The organism is Mesorhizobium sp. M0816 (assembly GCF_040320005.1).
In the GTDB taxonomy this organism is placed as follows: domain Bacteria; phylum Pseudomonadota; class Alphaproteobacteria; order Rhizobiales; family Rhizobiaceae; genus Mesorhizobium.
Genome location: NZ_JAMYOT010000003.1, coordinates 129,731 through 146,796 on the forward strand (window position 1 = coordinate 129,731; position 17,066 = coordinate 146,796).

The 17,066-nt window shown below is 63.5% G+C and carries 20 protein-coding genes; 14 read left to right on the forward strand and 6 right to left on the reverse strand.

Features of this window, described 5'->3' with window-relative positions:
• Positions 1-9: 9 nt before the first annotated feature.
• The gene (locus NKI17_RS04945; RefSeq protein WP_352691323.1) at positions 10-333 is read right to left on the reverse strand and encodes a hypothetical protein; all 324 of its coding nucleotides are present in this window, start codon (positions 331-333) and stop codon (positions 10-12) included.
• A gap of 202 nt (positions 334-535) precedes the next feature.
• Between NKI17_RS04945 and NKI17_RS04950 the strand changes: the two genes are divergently transcribed.
• Genes NKI17_RS04950 through NKI17_RS05010 form a run of 13 tightly spaced genes read left to right on the forward strand, consistent with a single transcriptional unit; the run spans position 536 to position 12,405 of the window.
• On the forward strand, positions 536-1,192 hold the full coding sequence (locus NKI17_RS04950; protein WP_502894424.1) for a cytochrome c3 family protein: 657 nt from the start codon (positions 536-538) through the stop codon (positions 1,190-1,192).
• Complete coding sequence (locus tag NKI17_RS04955) at positions 1,176-1,997, forward strand: TAT-variant-translocated molybdopterin oxidoreductase (protein ID WP_352905477.1); 822 nt, start codon at positions 1,176-1,178, stop codon at positions 1,995-1,997. The genes NKI17_RS04950 and NKI17_RS04955 overlap by 17 nt, the downstream gene beginning before the upstream one ends.
• Before the next feature lie 40 nt (positions 1,998-2,037).
• Positions 2,038-4,161 carry a 4Fe-4S dicluster domain-containing protein gene (locus NKI17_RS04960; protein ID WP_352905479.1) on the forward strand — a complete coding sequence of 708 codons (2,124 nt, stop codon included), beginning with the start codon at positions 2,038-2,040 and terminating at the stop codon, positions 4,159-4,161.
• A complete protein-coding gene (nrfD, locus tag NKI17_RS04965) occupies positions 4,154-5,521 on the forward strand; it encodes an NrfD/PsrC family molybdoenzyme membrane anchor subunit (protein WP_352571866.1) in 1,368 nt (455 codons plus the stop codon). The genes NKI17_RS04960 and nrfD overlap by 8 nt, the downstream gene beginning before the upstream one ends.
• A complete protein-coding gene (locus tag NKI17_RS04970) occupies positions 5,518-6,045 on the forward strand; it encodes a DUF3341 domain-containing protein (RefSeq protein ID WP_352457813.1) in 528 nt (175 codons plus the stop codon). Before nrfD ends, NKI17_RS04970 begins: the two co-directional genes overlap by 4 nt.
• A gap of 2 nt (positions 6,046-6,047) precedes the next feature.
• Positions 6,048-6,581, forward strand: coding sequence for a c-type cytochrome (locus tag NKI17_RS04975; RefSeq protein WP_352457837.1), 534 nt, complete (start codon positions 6,048-6,050; stop codon positions 6,579-6,581).
• Positions 6,578-7,726, forward strand: coding sequence for a hypothetical protein (locus NKI17_RS04980; RefSeq protein ID WP_352571865.1), 1,149 nt, complete (start codon positions 6,578-6,580; stop codon positions 7,724-7,726). Before NKI17_RS04975 ends, NKI17_RS04980 begins: the two co-directional genes overlap by 4 nt.
• Entirely contained in the window at positions 7,719-8,171 is a 453-nt protein-coding gene (locus NKI17_RS04985) for a hypothetical protein (RefSeq protein WP_023677086.1), read from the forward strand. Before NKI17_RS04980 ends, NKI17_RS04985 begins: the two co-directional genes overlap by 8 nt.
• Positions 8,168-8,917: an SCO family protein gene (locus NKI17_RS04990; RefSeq protein ID WP_352905480.1), complete on the forward strand. Its 750-nt coding sequence runs from the start codon at positions 8,168-8,170 to the stop codon at positions 8,915-8,917. Before NKI17_RS04985 ends, NKI17_RS04990 begins: the two co-directional genes overlap by 4 nt.
• Positions 8,914-9,885, forward strand: coding sequence for a cytochrome c oxidase subunit II (gene coxB / locus NKI17_RS04995; RefSeq protein ID WP_352691334.1), 972 nt, complete (start codon positions 8,914-8,916; stop codon positions 9,883-9,885). The genes NKI17_RS04990 and coxB overlap by 4 nt, the downstream gene beginning before the upstream one ends.
• Complete coding sequence (gene ctaD / locus NKI17_RS05000) at positions 9,882-11,519, forward strand: cytochrome c oxidase subunit I (RefSeq protein WP_352905481.1); 1,638 nt, start codon at positions 9,882-9,884, stop codon at positions 11,517-11,519. Before coxB ends, ctaD begins: the two co-directional genes overlap by 4 nt.
• Complete coding sequence (locus NKI17_RS05005; protein WP_023677082.1) at positions 11,516-12,154, forward strand: cytochrome c oxidase subunit 3; 639 nt, start codon at positions 11,516-11,518, stop codon at positions 12,152-12,154. The genes ctaD and NKI17_RS05005 overlap by 4 nt, the downstream gene beginning before the upstream one ends.
• Positions 12,151-12,405, forward strand: a complete 255-nt coding sequence (locus NKI17_RS05010; protein WP_023677081.1) for a cytochrome C oxidase subunit IV family protein — start codon at positions 12,151-12,153, stop codon at positions 12,403-12,405. The genes NKI17_RS05005 and NKI17_RS05010 overlap by 4 nt, the downstream gene beginning before the upstream one ends.
• 47 nt (positions 12,406-12,452) lie before the next feature.
• Here NKI17_RS05010 and NKI17_RS05015 read toward each other — a convergent pair whose 3' ends face one another.
• The 3 genes from NKI17_RS05015 to NKI17_RS05025 form a co-directional block, all read right to left on the reverse strand.
• A complete protein-coding gene (locus NKI17_RS05015; protein WP_023677080.1) occupies positions 12,453-12,740 on the reverse strand; it encodes a DUF768 domain-containing protein in 288 nt (95 codons plus the stop codon).
• Between the two features lie 478 nt (positions 12,741-13,218).
• Positions 13,219-14,619 carry a phospholipase D family protein gene (locus tag NKI17_RS05020; RefSeq protein WP_023677077.1) on the reverse strand — a complete coding sequence of 467 codons (1,401 nt, stop codon included), beginning with the start codon at positions 14,617-14,619 and terminating at the stop codon, positions 13,219-13,221.
• A gap of 63 nt (positions 14,620-14,682) precedes the next feature.
• Positions 14,683-15,498: an endonuclease/exonuclease/phosphatase family protein gene (locus tag NKI17_RS05025; protein WP_023677076.1), complete on the reverse strand. Its 816-nt coding sequence runs from the start codon at positions 15,496-15,498 to the stop codon at positions 14,683-14,685.
• A gap of 182 nt (positions 15,499-15,680) precedes the next feature.
• Here NKI17_RS05025 and NKI17_RS05030 point away from each other — a divergent pair, with 182 nt between their 5' ends.
• Entirely contained in the window at positions 15,681-16,091 is a 411-nt protein-coding gene (locus NKI17_RS05030; RefSeq protein WP_502894425.1) for a DUF427 domain-containing protein, read from the forward strand.
• A gap of 32 nt (positions 16,092-16,123) precedes the next feature.
• On the opposite strand, the gene NKI17_RS05035 is transcribed toward NKI17_RS05030, so the two are convergent.
• Positions 16,124-16,540, reverse strand: a complete 417-nt coding sequence (locus tag NKI17_RS05035) for an HD domain-containing protein (protein WP_352571856.1) — start codon at positions 16,538-16,540, stop codon at positions 16,124-16,126.
• 128 nt (positions 16,541-16,668) lie between these two features.
• Positions 16,669-17,040, reverse strand: a complete 372-nt coding sequence (locus NKI17_RS05040; protein ID WP_352571855.1) for an avidin/streptavidin family protein — start codon at positions 17,038-17,040, stop codon at positions 16,669-16,671.
• Between the last annotated feature and the right edge of the window lie 26 nt (positions 17,041-17,066).

A 17,066-nucleotide genomic window follows, 5' to 3' on the forward strand; every position in this document is an offset into this window, starting at 1 on the left:
CGTCGGGCGTCAGCTTTTTGGCAGTGCGTAGGCAATGATGTCGTCGCCGATCCTGGTCTCCATGAAATGGTGGCCGCCGGGTGCAAGGGTCGCCAGCCAGGTCAGGACGTAAAGCCATACACCGGCGGCATTGCCGGCAAGCAGCAGGCTGCCGGCGGCCAGCAGGGCGATCCCGGCGGGCAGATTGTACCAGGATCCGCCCAGCGCGATCAGCCAGGCACCGCCCCCTCCGATCAGCAGGCCGAGGATCGTCAGCAGCGCGCCGACGAACATCGTCCACCAGAAGGCAACGCCGGACCGGCGGCGAATGGGATGGGGGTGGGGGATGGTCATGATGCTTATCCGGGTGAAACAGAACGTGACCTCATCCGAACGTATGGAGGGTTCGATGGTTTCCGGTCAGCCCGACCTGATGGGCCAGGGCGGGGTAACCATTCTGTGATCTCCGCTGCTCCAGCCGGAACTTACCCACGCAGCCGCAGTTAGGCACTTTGGGGGGTGAATACGGTTTGCTGGATGCGAAATCGGCGAGGGGATGCCGCAGGTCTTTTCAAGGAGTGCCAACGGCATTTCACGCTTCGCTCTGTGGGGCGCGTGTTTCATGGCGATCTTTGCGGCTCTCGGCGGTACCGCCGTCTTGCGTTCGGACTTCGTCACCGGCGTTGGCCGGCCGTTGGCGCAACCAGTGCCGTTCAGCCACAGGCACCATGTCGGCGAGCTCGGCCTCGATTGCCGTTATTGCCATAGCGGCGTCGAGACTGCGTCATCGGCGGGTCTGCCGGCGACCGAGGTGTGCATGACCTGCCATTCGCAGCTGTTCACCAACGCGGACATGCTGGCGCCGATACGGGCAAGCCTTGCTTCCGGGCAGCCATTGCAGTGGCAGCAGGTGAACAGTGTCCCCGACTTCGTCTATTTCAATCATTCGATCCATATCGCTAAAGGCGTCGCCTGCGAGACGTGCCATGGCGAGGTCGACGACATGCCGCTGATGCGGCGGGCGCACGCACTATCGATGGAATGGTCCCTGGCATGCCATCGCGATCCCGAGCCTAATTTGCGTCCGCCGCAGGACGTGTTCCTGATGCACTGGAAGCCACCGGCCGGCATCGCCGAAATCCGCCGGTCACTCATCAGCCTTCTCGATATCCACCCCGAGACCATGACCGACTGTTATGTCTGCCACCGCTGACAAACCGATCGCGGCTCCAGACATGGCCGGCCTGCGCGAACGGCTTTCGCCCGGCCCGGAGCTGTGGCGAAGCCTCGACGAGCTCGCCGATACGCCGGAATTCCGCCGCTTCGTCGATGCCGAATTTCCCTCGATCGCCGAGCGCATCCCGCGGCTCGACCGGCGCACGCTGCTGAAGCTGATGGGTGCATCGCTGACGCTGGCCGGGCTTGCCGCCTGCAGCCGGGCCGAAGACATCCTGCCTTATATCCGCCAGCCGGAAAACATCGTTCCCGGCAAGCCGCTTTATTACGCGACCACGCTTTCGAGCGATGGCTACGGTATCGGTGCGGTGGTCGAAAGCCATGAGGGCCGGCCGACCAAGGTGGAAGGCAATCCCGGCCATCCGGCCTCGCGCGGTGCGACGGACGCCATCATGCAGGCGGCGGTGCTGTCGCTTTTCGACCCCGATCGCTCGCGCATGCCGCTGAAACACGGCGAACCGGCGGCCTATGGCGACTTCCTTGCCGACATGGCCGAGCTCACCTCGCAGCTGGCCGGCTCAGGCGGTGCCGGCGCGGCGCTGCTGATCGAGGCGACGACCTCGCCCACCATGAAGGCGCAGCTCGAGGCGCTGCGCGCGCTACCCCAGGCTGAGGCTGTTCCAGCACGATCCCCTGGCAACGCCATCCGGCGCCGAAGCCACGCAGACTCTTTTCGGCAGGGCGCTTGCACCGGTCTACCGGTTCGATCGCGCCGACGCGATTGTCAGTCTCGACGCGGATTTCCTGGGCGAGGGCCCCGGCCGTCTCGCTTACGCCCGTGACTTTGCCGCGCGGCGTCGCGTGCGCCGGGCGGACGATACGATGAGCCGGGTCTATGCGGTGGAATCGACGCCGACGATCACCGGCGCTGCCGCCGATCACCGCAGGCCGGTGCGGCCGAGCGAGGTCGAAGCCGTCGCCGCGGCGCTGAGCGCGGTGCTTGGCGGCGAAGCGGCGCCAAGCGCCTTGGCACTGGACCCGGCCTGGTTGGCTGCCACTGCGGACGACCTGAAGGCGGCCGGCCGCTCGGCGCTGATCGTGCCGGGCGCCCATCAAACACCGTTCGTCCATGCCGCGGCTCTTGCCATGAATGCGCGGCTTGGTGCGCTTGGCAACACCGTGGAACTGATCGAGCCGCCCGACGCGATGCCCATCGAGGGCGACCTCGCTGCACTTTGCCAGGCGATCGCCGCGCGAGATATCGACACCGTTGTCATACTCGGCGCCAATCCTCTCCACACCGCACCTGCGGGGCTCGATGTCCGCGACGTGTTTTCGCAGCTGAAGCTTCTTGTCCACTGGGGTCTCTACCGCGACGAAACCGCCTTCGTCGCACACTGGCATGTCCCTGCTGCGCATGATCTCGAGAGTTGGAGTGACCTGCGCGCCCATGACGGAACCGCGTCGATCGTGCAGCCGCTGATCAGGCCGCTTTACCAGGGGCGGGCGGTGCATGAAATCCTGGCCGTGCTTGGCGGTGAATTAGCTGTTTCTGCGCTGCCGCTCGTCCGCCGGACATGGGCACAAACGACTTGGGCGCAAGCACTGGACGATCCCGCGTGGCGAAAGGCGCTTCGCGACGGCTTTGTATCCGGCAGTGCCAGCACTCCAGTCGATGTTGCGATGCCGGCGGATTTGCGCGGCCTGAACCCGCGCGTCGAAGCGGCCAAAGGCGTCGAAATCCGTTTCGTCGCCGATCCCTGGCTGCGCGACGGACGCAATGCCAACTCGTCCTGGCTGCAGGAATTGCCGCGGCCACTGAGCAAGATCGTCTGGGGCAATGCAGCGCTGATGTCGCCAGCGACGGCGGGGCGGCTTCAGGTGGAAAACGCCCGGGTCGTCAATATCGCCTCGAACGGCACGGACATCGATGCGCCGGTCTGGATCATGCCTGGCCATCCCGACGAGACCGTGACACTTGCTCTGGGCTTCGGCCGGAAGCTCGGTTCGGTGGCAGCACTCGCCGACGGCCACGACGCGTACAGGCTGCGAAGCCTCGAGGCTCCCTGGATCGTCTATGGCGCCACGGTCGCGCCGCGGGACGGCAGTGCGCGGGTCATCACCACGCAACACCATCAGGCGATGGAGGGCAGGGCGATCGTTCGCCATGCCTCGCTCGAGGCCTTCCGCAAAAATCCACACTTCGTGCGCGACGGCGCCCCGCCCGCGCCAACCGGATCGCTCTATCCCGACTGGCAATACAGCCAGGAAGCCTGGGGCATGTCGATCGACCAGTCGGCATGCATCGGCTGCATGGCTTGCGTTTCTGCCTGCCAGGCGGAAAACAACATCGCCACCGTCGGGCCGGACGAGTCGGCACTCGGCCGTGAGATGCATTGGCTGCGGATCGACCGCTACTACTCCGGCCCGCTCGACGATCCCGACGTCTTTTTCCAGCCGGTGCCTTGCATGCATTGTGAGAAGGCGCCGTGCGAGGTCGTCTGTCCGGTCAACGCCACCACCCACACCCATGACGGGCTGAACGCGCAGGTCTACAACCGCTGCATCGGCACGCGCTACTGCTCGCAGAACTGCCCCTACAAGGTGCGGCGCTTCAACTTCCTGGACTTCCAGGAATTCGACAAGGATGCGGCCGGACCGGAACAGGCCGCGCACAATCCAGACGTCAGCGTCCGTTCGCGCGGTGTGATGGAAAAATGCACCTACTGCGTCCAGCGCATTTCCGAAAAACGCATCAAGGCGCAGATCGAAAACCGCCACATCGCCGACGGCGAAGTGGTGACCGCCTGTCAGCAGGCCTGCCCGACACAGGCGATCGTTTTCGGGGACCTCAACAGCAAGGGCGCCGCTGTCGTGCAGGAAAAAGCAGCGCCGCAACACTACGCCTTGCTCGAGGACCTCAACACGCGACCCCGCACCACCTATCTCGGCAAGATCAGGAATATCAACGGCCGTCTCTCGCCAGGCGGGAAAGCCGATGGCTGAGGCTATTGCTGGAAAACCGGGCGCACTGCCCGTTCTGCGCGGCCGGCACGACCTTCCGGAGATCAGCGGCCGTATCAGTGCGATCGTCCTCGACGGCAGGCTGCCGCGCTATTTCTGGACCGCGTTTTTCGCCTGCTTCGTCTTCGTCCTCATCTTTCTCTATTCGATTACCTATCTGATCTCGGTCGGCGTTGGCGCCTATGGCGTCAACATTCCGGTTGTCTGGGGCACGATGATTGGCAATTTCGTCTGGTGGATTGGCATCGGCCATGCCGGCACGCTGATCTCGGCGGTGCTTCTGCTTCTGCGCCAACCATGGCGCGCCTCGATCAACCGCTTTGCCGAGGCGATGACGCTGTTTGCCGTGGCGATGGCGGGGCTTTTCCCGATCCTGCATCTCGGCCGCCCGTGGTTCTTCTACTGGCTGCTGCCGCTACCCAACACGCATATGCATTGGCCGCAATGGCGCAGCCCACTGGTCTGGGATTTCGCGGCGATCGCCACCTATGCCAGCGTTTCGCTGATGTTCTGGTATATGGGCCTGCTGCCCGATCTCGCCGTCCTGCGCGACCGGGCGAAATCGCGCCCGGCGCAGCTGTTCTACGGGATACTGGCGCTCGGCTGGCGCGGTTCGGCCTTTCATTGGGCGCGCTACCAGACGGTCTATTTCCTGATGGCGGCACTGGCCACGCCGCTGGTCGTCTCGGTGCATTCGATCGTCTCGCTCGACTTCACCTTCGCCATCACGCCGGGCTTCCATTCGACTATCTTTCCTCCCTATTTCGTTGCCGGCGCGCTGCTGTCCGGCTTCGCCATGGTGCTTACCATCGCCATCCCGCTGCGCTGGGCGTTTTCGGTCCAGGATCTGATCACGCCGCGGCACATGGACAATGCCGCCAAGCTGATGATCGCCGCCGGCATGATCGTCATCTACGGCTATGCCTCCGAGGCTTTCTTCGCCTGGTATTCGGGCGAAACCTATGAGCGCACGATGATGTGGCAGCGCGCCTTCGGACCTTATGCGCCGCTGTTCTGGACCATGCTCGCCTGCAACGGCGCTGTTTTGCAATTGCTCTGGTTCCGCCGGGTGCGCCTCAACATGGCGGTGCTGTTCGCCATTGCCCTGATCATCAATGTCGGCATGTGGGTCGAGCGCTACGTCATCGTCGTCACCGGGCCAAGCCGCGATTACCTGCCGTCGTCCTGGGGCGAACAATCACTGAGATGGCTCGACTTCGGCATCCTGTTCGGCTCGATCGGCACCTTCTTCGCATTGGTCTTCCTGTTCATCCGCGTCCTGCCGGCCATCACCATTTTCGAGGTCGAGGAGCTGGCCGGGGAGAGGGGCGGCGCAAGATGAGCCTTTACGGCGTCATTGCGGCTTTCGCCGATCCCGAAGCGCTGACCGAGGCGGTCCGCACCATGCGGGCGCGCGGCTACCGGCGCATGGACGCGTTCTCGCCGTTCCATGTGCATGGGCTGGCCGACATGCTCGGCATGCGCAAGACGCGCTTGCCATGGGCCATCCTTGGCGGCGCCGTCGCCGGCGCGGTGTTTGTCTATGGCCTGATCCTCTATTCGGTCGAGATCGATTTTCCGCTCAATGTCGGCGGCCGGCCGCTGCATTCCTGGCCGGCCTTTCTCGTCATCGCCTTCGAGGCCGCGATACTTGGCGCTGCGCTGGCCGCATTCTTCGGCATGCTGGCCGCCAATCGCCTGCCCGAATATTACCACCCGGTCTTCAACGCCACGAGCTTCACCTATGCGCGCGGCGGCAAGTTCTATCTGCTCGTCGAGGCCGCCGATCCGAAGTTCCGCAAGGGCGTGACCAAGGGCCAGCTGACACGGCTCGGCGCCGAAACCGTCGAGGAGGTGGAGGCGTGAACATGCGCACGATCCTGCTGTCGGCAGCCTTGCTGGTCGCCGGCTGCCGGCAGGACATGGAGGACCAGCCGCGCTACGATCCGCTCGAAAGCAGCAACCAATTCGCCGACGGCATGTCGGCGCGGGCGCCGGTCGAGGACACAGTCGCACGCGATGCCGATCTTTCGCCGGTACCCGACACTTTTCCCTATCCGGTCACGATGACGCTGCTGCGGCGAGGCCAGCAACGCTTCGACATCTTCTGTTCGCCTTGCCACGGCCGCGCCGGCGACGGCCACGGCATGATCGTCGAGCGGGGCTTTCCGGCGCCGCCGACCTATCACCAGGACGCGTTGCGCAAGGCGAGCGATAGGCATTTCTACGACGTCATCAGCAACGGCTATGGCGCCATGTATTCCTACGCGGCGCGTGTCCCGCCTGCCGACCGCTGGGCGATCGTCGCCTATATCCGCGCCCTGCAATATTCGCGCGATGCACCAATTGCCGAGCTGCCGGAAAGCCTCCGCGCCGAGCTCAATGCGGAGCCGGATCGATGATGCGGGCGATGATGCGGCTTGCCGCCGAACGTTTGATTCTGCCGGCGCTTGCTGTGGCCGCCGTCGGACTTGTGCTTTGCGCCACGGGATTGGCCTTCGACTTCAGAGCCACATTGGCCGGCTGGCTGCCTGCGGCGCTCTTCCTGCTCGGCCTGCCGCTCGGGGCGCTGACCATCCTGATCGTGCATGGGCTGACCGGCGGCCGCTGGGGCGAGGCAATCCGCCAGCCGCTGCGCGCTCTCGTCGCGACGCTGCCGCTGGCGCTGCTTCTGCTGCTGCCGGTTCTGCTCAGGCTCGACCTGGTCTTTCCCTGGGCGAGTGCCGACGCGGCTGCATTGCCCGAGACGGTGCGCCAGAAATTCTCTTATCTGAACGTTCCGTTCTTTTTGCTGCGCTTTGCCGCCTGCGCCGCGATCTGGCTGGTGGTGGCGTGGCGCGTGCTTGACTGGACAACGACCGATAGCGGCCGTGGCAGCGCCGGCCGCGGCAAGGCCTATGCCGCTGGATTGATTGCGCATGGGCTGGCGGTCACGATCTTTGCCATCGATTGGATGCTCTCGCTTGAGCCGGAGTTCTCCTCGACCATCTATGCGCTGCTGGAAGCGTCCGCCGAAGTCGTTGGCGCTTACGCCCTGGCGATGACGGTACTGTGCGTGAACCGCTCGATCGAGGTCATGCCGGGCGGCGAGGAGGATGTCGCGCTCGGCGAGGATTTGGCCAACATGCTGTTCGGCTTCGTGTTGCTCTGGACTTACCTGTCGTTCATGCAATGGCTGGTGACCTGGGGCGGCGACCTGCCGAACGAGATCCGTTGGTACCTCATCCGCAGCAGCAATGGCTGGCAGTATCTGCTCTGGCTGCTGATTGCGCTGCAATTCGCGGTCCCCTTTGCCGGGCTGCTCAGCCGGGATCTGAAGCGCAGCCATGCCGGCCTGCTGTCGATCTGCGGCATCGTGCTGGCCGGCCACTACGTCGATGTCCTCTGGCGGATCAGACCGCCGTTGGCGGACGGTAATGTGATCGCATTCTGGTACGATCTTGCCGCGCTGGCAGGAGCTGGCGGCCTCTGGCTTGCGCTGCTGCTTTTCGCGCTTGGCCGGCCGGACCGGATCGCCCTCTGGTGCCGGAGGCCGGTCCATGGCTAGGGCAGCCCGCCATCCCGAAACGCGCGACGTCTGGCCGGGCGCGCTGCTTGCCTTCGCGGCCGGCCTGCTGCTGCTCCTGGCCGCAACAGTCATCGTCCTCGGGCTCGTCTTCGACACCAGGCCGTTCGGGCCGCTGCCGGGGCCATCATCGGTCGGCAACCGGGCCAGTCCAGCCTTGCAGCGCTTTCCAGAAGACGACCTCGCTGCCTTCCGCAAGGCGGAGGAGCAGGAGCTGAACAAGGTCGGCTGGGTCGACCGCACCGCCGGCATTGCCCGCATTCCGATCGAGGACGCCATGTGGGCGATCGTCAGCCATGGTTTGCCGAACTGGGGGCAGCCGGCGCCGGCCGCCGGCGCCGACTGCCGATTGGTCGAGGCCGAGATACCACGCGCGCCACAGGCCGCGCGCTGCCGGACCGCGCCAGGCCAGGGAGGCCGGCCGTGAAGGCCTGGCTAACCGCTTTTTCCCTTCTCGCGGCACTGCCGGCCATGGCTTTCGCACGCCCGGCCTTCGATCCCGAGATCGGCGCGCAGCTCAGCCTCGACCGGGTGTTTCGCGATGCGTCCGGCGAGCAGCGCACGATCGGCCAAATGCTTGCCGGCCGGCCGGCGCTGCTGATTTTCGGCTACGACAAATGCCCGAACCTTTGTGGTGTGACCCAACAGGCGGTCGCCTCGGATTTGAAAAAGACCTCGCTCGACCCCGACACCTATCGCGCTTTGTTCGTCTCGATCGATGCCGCCGACACGCCCGAAGATGCGGGCGATGCGCAAGCCACGGTCGCCGCGGCGGCCGACGCGAGGAACCTGTCGGCGTGGCGGTTCCTGACCAGTGCCGACGGCGCCGGCGGCGCCCTTGCCGCGGAAGCCGGCATCAGTTTCGACACCCGCGCCAGGATCGACCAATTCGCCCATCCGATCGCGGTCATCGCGCTGACGCCAAAAGGCCGGATAGCGCAGGTGCTGCCGGCGCTGAGCTTCACGCCGCGCGATCTTGAGCTTGCCCTTGTCGAGGCATCTTCCGGCACGCTCGGCTCGATCGCCGATCATGTCTTCCTGCTCTGCGCCGGCTTCGATGCGTCCAAGGGGCGATATACGCCGGCGATCTGGGCTGCGTTGAAGCTCGCCAGCATCGTCATGGTGGTGGGGTTGGCGACGGCCATACTGCTGGCGCGCGGGAGGCGGGCGTGAGCTTCGGCATCCGGTTTTTCCCGCAGGAAGCCTCGTCCATCGCAGGCAGCGTCGATGCCTTGTTCTACACATTGCTGGCTTTCGCACTCGCGCTCGGCCTGTTCCTGACCGTTCTCGTTGTCGGCTACGCCGTCAAATATCGTATCGGCTCCGCAGCCGACCGTACAGGGGCGCGTGCCCGCAGCCTGCCGCTGGAGATGACGTGGACCATTGCCAGCCTGGTGATGGCCTTCATCTTCTTCGGCTGGGGCGCAGTCCTTTTTGTCCGGCGCGACCGTCCGCCACCGGACGCCGTCGAGATCGCCGGCCTCGGCAAGCAATGGATGTGGGAATTCCGCCATCCCGGCGGCCAGCGCGAGATCAACGAGCTGCACGTGCCGGTCGGCAAGGCGGTGGTGGTGTCGCTGGCATCACAGGACGTCATCCACTCCTTCTACGTGCCAGCCTTTCGGGTCAAGCAGGATGCCGTTCCCGGACGCACGGCCAATGTCTGGTTCATCGCCACGCAGCCGGGGCGTTATCACCTGTTCTGCGCCGAATATTGCGGCACGCAGCATTCCGAGATGGGCGGCTGGGTGACGGTGCTGGCGCCGGAGCAATATGCATCATGGCTCGGCAGTCAAGGTGAAGGCGAAAGCCTTGCCACGAGCGGCGGGAAACTGTTCCGCGCGCTCGGCTGCTCCGGCTGTCACGGCAATTCCAGCAAGGTGCGGGCGCCCGGCCTCGATGGGGTTTTCGGCCAGCCGGTGGCGTTGGCCAACCGGCAGACGGTCATCGCCGACGAACGCTATCTGCGCGATTCGATCCTTGTCCCGAACAAGGAAATCGCCGCCGGCTACCAGCCGGTGATGCCGAGCTTCGACGGTCTCGTTGACGAAGCCGAACTGCAGATGCTGATGGCCTATCTCAAATCCCTTTCGCTCCAATCTCCCTCGTTCCCGGCGGCAAAAAACGAGGCGCCGCAATGAGCAGCGATTTGGCGTCGGCAAACTATCTCGCAGAAGGTGCCGGGCCGCGCTCCTGGCTGCTGACAACCGACCACAAACGGGTGGCGTGGCTCTATTTCGTCTCGCTGACGACCTTCTTCTTCCTCGGCGGAACCTTTGCCGTGCTGATGCGCATCGAGCTTGCGAGTCCGGCCGGTGACCTGGTCTCCGACGATGTCTACAACCGGCTGTTTTCGCTGCACGGCATCATCATGGTGTGGTTCTTCCTGGTGCCGTCGATCCCGGCAACGCTCGGCAATTTCCTGCTGCCGCTGATGATCGGCGCGCGCGACCTCGCCTTTCCCCGGCTCAACCTGGCAAGCTGGTACGTCTTCATGTTCGGCAGCCTGTTCGCGCTCGCCTCGGTGGTTTTGGGCGGCGTCGACACCGGCTGGACCTTCTACACGCCGCTGTCGACGCTCTATGCCAACGGATTTGTCTCGACCGCGGCATTCGGCGTTTTCATCGTCGGCTTTTCGACGATCATGACCGGTATCAATTTCATCGTCACCGTCCACACCTTGCGAGCGCCTGGCCTCACCTGGTTCCGGCTGCCGATCTTCGTCTGGACGCTGTACGCCACCAGCCTGGTGATGGTGCTGGCGACGCCGGTGCTTGCAGCATCGCTGATCCTCATCGTGCTGGAGCGCGTCTTCGGCATCGGCATCTTCAATCCCGACCTCGGCGGCGATCCGCTGCTGTTCCAGCATCTGTTCTGGTTCTACTCGCACCCCGCCGTCTACATCATGATCCTGCCAGGCATGGGAGTGGTCTCGGAAGTGCTGCCTTGCTTTAGCCGCCGGCCGCTGTTCGGCTACAAGGCCGTCGCCCTGGCTTCGATGGCGATCGCCGTCTTCGGCTTTCTCGTCTGGGGCCACCACATGTTCGTCAGCGGGCAGTCGGCCTATGCCGGCGTGGTGTTTTCGTTCCTGTCCTTCTGCGTCGCGATCCCATCGGCGATAAAGGTCTTCAACTGGAGCCTGACGCTGCGCAAGGGCGAAATCAGCTTCGAGACGCCGATGCTTTATGCGCTGTTCTTCCTGGCATTGTTCACCTTCGGCGGGCTGGCCGGCCTTTTCCTTGCCGCGCTCGCCATCGACGTCCACGTTCACGACACCTATTTCGTCGTCGCCCATTTCCACTACATCATGGTAGGCGGCATGGTGACCGCCTACATGGCAGGGCTGCATTTCTGGTGGCCGAAACTCACCGGCCGAATGTATTCGGAGGTTTGGGGCCGTATAGCCGCGGCTGTCACCTTCATCGGCTTCAACCTGACCTTTTTTCCGCAATATGTGCTCGGCTTTCTGGGCATGCCGCGGCGCTACCATACCTATCCGCCGGAATTCGCTTTCTGGCACATCCTGTCGTCGGCTGGCGCCGTGGTGCTGGCGATTGGCTATCTGATGCCGCTCCTCTACTTGGCATGGTCGCTGTTTCGAGGCGCGCAGGCGCCGGCCAATCCGTGGCGAGCGACCGGGTTGGAATGGCAAACAAGCTCGCCGCCGCCCGCGCATAATTTCGATCGCATGCCGACCGTCACCAGACCAGCCTACGACTATCCGATGAAGGGCCTGACCGAGAAACGGTCGGACCCGGTGGAGGATCTGGTTTGAAGTCACCAACGACAAGTATCGCCTTCGACCGGCCGGCTCGCGAAACGGCAGCCGACAGCTTTGCCATGTGGGTGTTAATCGGCTCCGAGGTGATGCTGTTCGGCGCCATCCTGCTCGTCTTCATGTTTGCCCGGTTGAGTTATGGCGACGCCTTCGCCGGCGCTGCGAAGCATCTGTCGCTGCCGTTGGGCACGGCCAACACCGTCGTCCTGATCACCAGCAGTTTCGCTATGGCGCTCGCCCATATGTACACGGCCGCGCGGCGATGGCGCGCCGCTGGCTGGGCATTGGCTGCGACGGCGCTGCTCGGCGTCGTCTTCCTGGCGATCAAGGCGACGGAGTACGCCAGGGAATTCAGCGAAGGGCTGGCGCCGGTGCTCGGCGCACCTTTCATCTATAAGGGCCCGGATCCTGTTCATGCCGAATTCTTCTTCGGCCTCTATTTCGCGATGACGTCACTGCACGCCTTGCATCTGATTTGCGGCGTAATCGTCATCGGCGGCATCCTCGCGCTGTGGCCACGCACGATCGAGGCCAGCCGGTTCCGGCGCGTGCAGGCAATCGGCCTCTATTGGCATTTCGTCGATATCGTCTGGGTCTTCCTGTTCCCCGTCCTCTATCTGATCAACAGATGAGCGAGTTCCGCAAACTCACGCTTGCTTATATCGGGCTTTTAGCCTTGCTAGCCCTGACCGTCGGCTCGTCCTTCCTCGCGCTCGGCGGCTTCAATTCGGCACTCAATCTGGTGATCGCCGCGGCCAAGACCGCCGTCATCGCCATCCTGTTCATGCATCTGGCCAGCGACGGCGTCCTGCCGCGTCTTGCGGTCGCTGCTGCCGGGTTTTGGCTGATGATCCTGTTCGGGCTGACGCTGATCGGACAATAGGCCGAAGCGGCGCACCTCGTGATGCCTTGCCTGCGCTCGGACCGGCCTTACAGGGCCGGCTTTTGCTCGGCCGCCGACTTAGAAATCTTTTGGCCGTGGCCGTTGAGTTGCCTGGCCTCGTTCTCGGCTGCGTCTTCGAGCTTGGCGACGAGCAGATCCTTGAGGTCGCCAACCTCTTCCTCGATGTCTTCGATGGGTACGCCGGCATCGGCCGCCTCTTCCTTGCATTCCCTGGCGAGGATTTCCGCCTCCCTTTCAAGCTTGATCGGAGGCGGCGGCACATGAACGTTTTCGTGGATCCAGTCCTGCAAGAATTCTATCGCACTGTCACTCATGGCGCTCACCCATAGCGGCAACCCTGTAGTGCACATTAACGTACGTGCTGCAAAATGGATGCTTGGCAACGCCGGATTTCGGGTAGCGATACTTGACGATAGCGTGATCGCTAGGAACTGGAGCTTCTGCAGCCAAATGGAATCACTTGGCGTCGCGGAATTGCGTCTAACCAGACAGTTGGAGCGGGATCTAATTTGAAAGCATCCCGCCCTAAGACGTGTTGCGCCGACGCGCCGGTGTTGCTCGATTCGGATCGTTTGTCGGCCGACCATCGTCATCGGCAGCAGCCGGTCGTGTCGGCCGCTCAGCGGCGCGGTCGGCGCGCATTTTGCGTTTATGCGCCATCCAGAACGGCAAGAGCTCGGCAAGAAAACTGTATATCGTGGTCTTCATCGGCATGCTCCGGACAACGGTTACAACTCGTGGTCCCGCATTTTCGTTCCGACAAAGAGTTGCGTTCCGACAAATCCGTCGCTTCTATAATTGCGATTCGATCGGCAGGCAGCCAACCAGCGCTGCAACGATGCGCCGATAGAGACTGGCCTCCGGTTCACGCGAACATTGCCGCATCTCGCCATCCGCGATGCCGAGCCACCGCAAGGCGCCTTTGTCCAGGACCAGCTGGTAGCTCGTCTGCGGTGACTTTTCGTGCTCGAACAGCCGGCGCAACTCCATCACCAGATTGGCATCGTGGAAAAGCACGCCCATTTCCGCATTCAACGACACCGAACGCGGATCGAAATTGAAGGAACCGACAAACCCGAGCGTATCGTCGACCGTGAAGGCCTTGGTATGGAGGCTGGCTCCCTTTGAGCCGAAAACGGAGATGTTGGCCTGGCGGTTGAAGGGTTGCAATTCGAAAAGCTGGATACCTTTTTTAAGCAGCTTGCGGCGGTATTTGGCATAAGCGCCGTGCACTGCGGCGACGTCCGTCGCGGCGAGCGAGTTGGTGAGGATTGCAACCTCGGCGCCACGATCCACCAGCTTCGACAGGATGGCCAACCCGGTGCCGCCGGGGATGAAATAGGGCGAGACGATTTCGAGCCGCTGCCTCGTCGCCGCGATAGCGGGAAGCAGCTCCTTGGTCAGCCAGTTCCTGCGCCGCTTGCCGCGCACCTTTTCCGGCGGATCGGAAATGACGCGAACGCCTTTCGTCCAGCAGACCTCGCTGTGCGCTGCAATGAACTCCGTGATCGTGCGCCAGGCACTGAGGCTGTTCAAAAGCTGGCCGTCCGCGGTCGCATCGAGATTGTCGAGGAAATCGGCGCGCGAGCCCACCGCAGCCGGGTTGAGCAGCTGGATCGGCTTTGCCGCCTCGCAATTCCAGAACGCCTCGAAGATCTGCATCGTCTGCCCTACGGCAGGACCGAGAAGCAACAGGTCGAGATCACGGAAATTTGTCTCCGCGGCGTCGAAATAGGCATCGCCGATATTTCTTCCTCCGACGATGGCCAGGCTCCCGTCGGCGATCCAGGCCTTGTTGTGCATGCGGCGGGTCATCGCAAACAGCCGGGCGACCATCTCCAGCGAGCGAAAGATGCTGCCGTTCCTCATGCCGCTGGGGTTGAACAGCCTCAGCTCGATGTTCTTGTAGCTGTTGAGCGCCAGGTAAGCGGCGTCGCTGTTGCGCGGATTTATATCGTCCAGCAGCATGCGGACGCGGACACCGCGCTCCGCCGCCTTGACGACCTCCTGCATCAGCAGCCGGCCGCTATGGTCGTCGTGCCAGAGATAGTACATCAGGTCGAGGCTGCTGGTGGCACTGCGCGCGGCAAGGATTCGTGCGGCAAACGCGTCATAATTGTCGGCGATCAGCACCAGCCCGCTATTGCCGGCAGCGATCTTGTCCCGGGCAAACCGCGAAATGGCTGTATCCATAAAGTGCACCGACAAACATCAGCGAAGCAAACCGTCTGAAATCTGACTAACAACCCTTCAGGTTCATTCTGGTTGCAGTCGCGGCTGCCGTATCGCGTCCAGGTTCAGCCGGGCCTTGATCGGCAGATGATCGGAAGCCCGCTGCGCCAGCGGCGTCTTGTGCACCTCGATGCTGGAAATCAGGTGCGGCGGCCTGGCCAGGATGCGGTCGAGCGCAAACAGCGGAAAGCGCGACGGAAAGCTCGGCAGAACCGCATCGATCGGACCGAAATGCGGCAGCAGGGCCAGCAGCGAAGACCTGTTGCGGACGCGCCATTCGTTGAGGTCGCCAAGCAGGATTGTTGGCCGCAGAACCGGGTGCGTGGCTTCGACCAGCGCGTTGGCCTGCTGCGAGCGCGACCGCCGCAGCAAGCCGAAATGTGCGGCTATGATCCTGAGCGAGACGCCCTTCAGCTCCAGGTCCGCGATCACCGCGCCGCGCGGCTCCAGGCCGGGCAGCCGGATCTGGTTCACGCTTTCGACCACGCCGCGGCGTGCCAGGATCAGATTTCCATGCCAGCCATGGCTTCGGCGGTTTTCCGGGATATGTGTGGGGACGAGGTCGCTGTCGCGCTCGAGTGCTGCGAGATCCAGCAATCCCTGCCTGCTTCCGGTTCTTTCGTCGGCCTCCTGCAAAGCAATGATATCGGCGTCGAGTTCCTTGACCACGGCCGCGACCCGCTCCGGATCGAACCTGCCGTCGGTGCCGACGCATTTATGCACATTGTAGGATGCGACCGTAGTGCATGAAATTTCATTGCCGGGTGCCGCAAACCGCGGCACTTCCCTTCGCAGCGCAGCGCCAAGCGACCTTGGAAGGGTAGGCGATCGATCCAGCATGTTATCCATTTGCTGTTGAGTCGGTGAGTGGCGGCCATTGCGATTATGGCGCGTGCGGAGGTCTGAAACAACGACGACCTTGCAAAACCGTTCCACCACCCGGCCTCGGCGCGCCCGCGGTCTGGAACCCTGACGGGCAACAACACGTTTCGGGAAGGCAGCGCAGTCAACGGAGAAGTCGAATGCAGTCCTTATCCGCAGATTCCGCCCCCCGCCCAGGCCCGCTCAGGGTTGTCCCGTTTGATGGAACCGTGACCGTCCGGTTCTCCGATGCCATTATTGCGTCGAGCGAGCGGGCAAAGGTGCTCTATGAGGACGGCCATGATCCTGTTTTCTACATACCCTTCGAGGACATCTATTTCGACCTCTTGGAGAAGACGAACACGACCAGCCACGGCCCGCTGAAGGGCACGGCAAGCTATTGGCGTGTTCATGCGGTCGGTTCGTCGGCAGAAGACTTCATGTGGGCCTACGAGACGCCCGACACCCCGGCGTTGGCGATCGCCCGCCATGGTGCGTTCGATCCCGGCAGGGCGCGGATCGACGCCGATCCCGCGGAAGACAAGCGGCACACGCCGCACGTCACCGAGTAGACCCCACATCGGCGACAGCCGCCAGCTGTCCGTCAGCTCGCGAACTCTTCCCTGAGAATGCGCAGGCCGTCTTCGTATTTCGCTGTCGAGGCACCGATCTGCCGTGCCTGCCATAGATTGTCGGCGAGATCGGCGTGCTTGACCGGCAATGCCAGCGGGTTGGCCGCAGCCCTGCGAACGAACGCGGCATCGCCCTCGTTCGGCAGCCGCGTCATGGCGTCGACGGCCGATACGATGGACGGCCCGAACCCGGCCGCCTCAAGCCGGTCGCGGTTCCAGCCGTCGCCTTTTTCGATGACGTCGTGAAGATAGGCGATGGCTTTCTGGTCGAGCGTTTCGACGGCATCGACGACCCGGCGGCAATGTTCGATATAAGGCCGCCCTGTCCTGTCCGTCTGCCCGGCATGAGCCTGTTCGGCGATTTTCGCTGCGCGATAAAGCACGCTCATTAGGTCGACCCCGTAACGAACAGCGCATGTCCTGGCTAACGCGCCATCGTCAGCGCGAGTTCCGATGCACCGCGGGAACCCTGCTGCCTCACTTGCGAGCTGAATGCCGCGGCGGCGGGCCCGACACGTCAGGAGACGCGTTCAAAACTGTCGAGGCTGGTTCCAAAGGCGCGCCAGGCGGGCAGTTTCCTGGCTCGGGCCGGGGCACCTTCCTTTTCCGCCGACAGAGCGGCATCCGCAACGGTGTGCCACAGCATCTCCAGCTTCCCATCCCTGAGAATGCCGGTATAGCTCACCGCTGCGGCTCCGACCCGCCCTTCGGCCGCGCAGGTGAAGCCGATGACATCTCCATGGCAGGCTCCGAACAGCGGCACGGTCATGCCGAAGAAGGCGCTGTCCTCTAGCGCCGTCCTGAAGGTTCCGCTGATCCGTCCGCCCTCTTCGCTGGTCAGTTCGACCACCGACCCGTACTGATTCCGCCAGGTGCCCAGCCAACTCATCGCTGCTCCTCCTGATTGCTACCACA

Excerpts from the sequence above, each read along its gene's own strand:
- NKI17_RS04945 (WP_352691323.1), bottom strand. The coding sequence starts at position 333 with ATGACCATCCCCCACCCCCATCCCATTCGCCGCCGGTCCGGCGTTGCC.
- NKI17_RS04950 (WP_502894424.1), top strand. The coding sequence starts at position 536 with ATGCCGCAGGTCTTTTCAAGGAGTGCCAACGGCATTTCACGCTTCGCT.
- NKI17_RS04955 (WP_352905477.1), top strand. The coding sequence starts at position 1,176 with ATGTCTGCCACCGCTGACAAACCGATCGCGGCTCCAGACATGGCCGGC.
- NKI17_RS04960 (WP_352905479.1), top strand. The coding sequence starts at position 2,038 with ATGAGCCGGGTCTATGCGGTGGAATCGACGCCGACGATCACCGGCGCT.
- nrfD (WP_352571866.1), top strand. The coding sequence starts at position 4,154 with ATGGCTGAGGCTATTGCTGGAAAACCGGGCGCACTGCCCGTTCTGCGC.
- NKI17_RS04970 (WP_352457813.1), top strand. The coding sequence starts at position 5,518 with ATGAGCCTTTACGGCGTCATTGCGGCTTTCGCCGATCCCGAAGCGCTG.
- NKI17_RS04975 (WP_352457837.1), top strand. The coding sequence starts at position 6,048 with ATGCGCACGATCCTGCTGTCGGCAGCCTTGCTGGTCGCCGGCTGCCGG.
- NKI17_RS04980 (WP_352571865.1), top strand. The coding sequence starts at position 6,578 with ATGATGCGGGCGATGATGCGGCTTGCCGCCGAACGTTTGATTCTGCCG.
- NKI17_RS04985 (WP_023677086.1), top strand. The coding sequence starts at position 7,719 with ATGGCTAGGGCAGCCCGCCATCCCGAAACGCGCGACGTCTGGCCGGGC.
- ctaD (WP_352905481.1), top strand. The coding sequence starts at position 9,882 with ATGAGCAGCGATTTGGCGTCGGCAAACTATCTCGCAGAAGGTGCCGGG.
- NKI17_RS05010 (WP_023677081.1), top strand. The coding sequence starts at position 12,151 with ATGAGCGAGTTCCGCAAACTCACGCTTGCTTATATCGGGCTTTTAGCC.
- NKI17_RS05015 (WP_023677080.1), bottom strand. The coding sequence starts at position 12,740 with ATGAGTGACAGTGCGATAGAATTCTTGCAGGACTGGATCCACGAAAAC.
- NKI17_RS05020 (WP_023677077.1), bottom strand. The coding sequence starts at position 14,619 with ATGGATACAGCCATTTCGCGGTTTGCCCGGGACAAGATCGCTGCCGGC.
- NKI17_RS05025 (WP_023677076.1), bottom strand. The coding sequence starts at position 15,498 with ATGCTGGATCGATCGCCTACCCTTCCAAGGTCGCTTGGCGCTGCGCTG.
- NKI17_RS05030 (WP_502894425.1), top strand. The coding sequence starts at position 15,681 with ATGCAGTCCTTATCCGCAGATTCCGCCCCCCGCCCAGGCCCGCTCAGG.
- NKI17_RS05035 (WP_352571856.1), bottom strand. The coding sequence starts at position 16,540 with ATGAGCGTGCTTTATCGCGCAGCGAAAATCGCCGAACAGGCTCATGCC.
- NKI17_RS05040 (WP_352571855.1), bottom strand. The coding sequence starts at position 17,040 with ATGAGTTGGCTGGGCACCTGGCGGAATCAGTACGGGTCGGTGGTCGAA.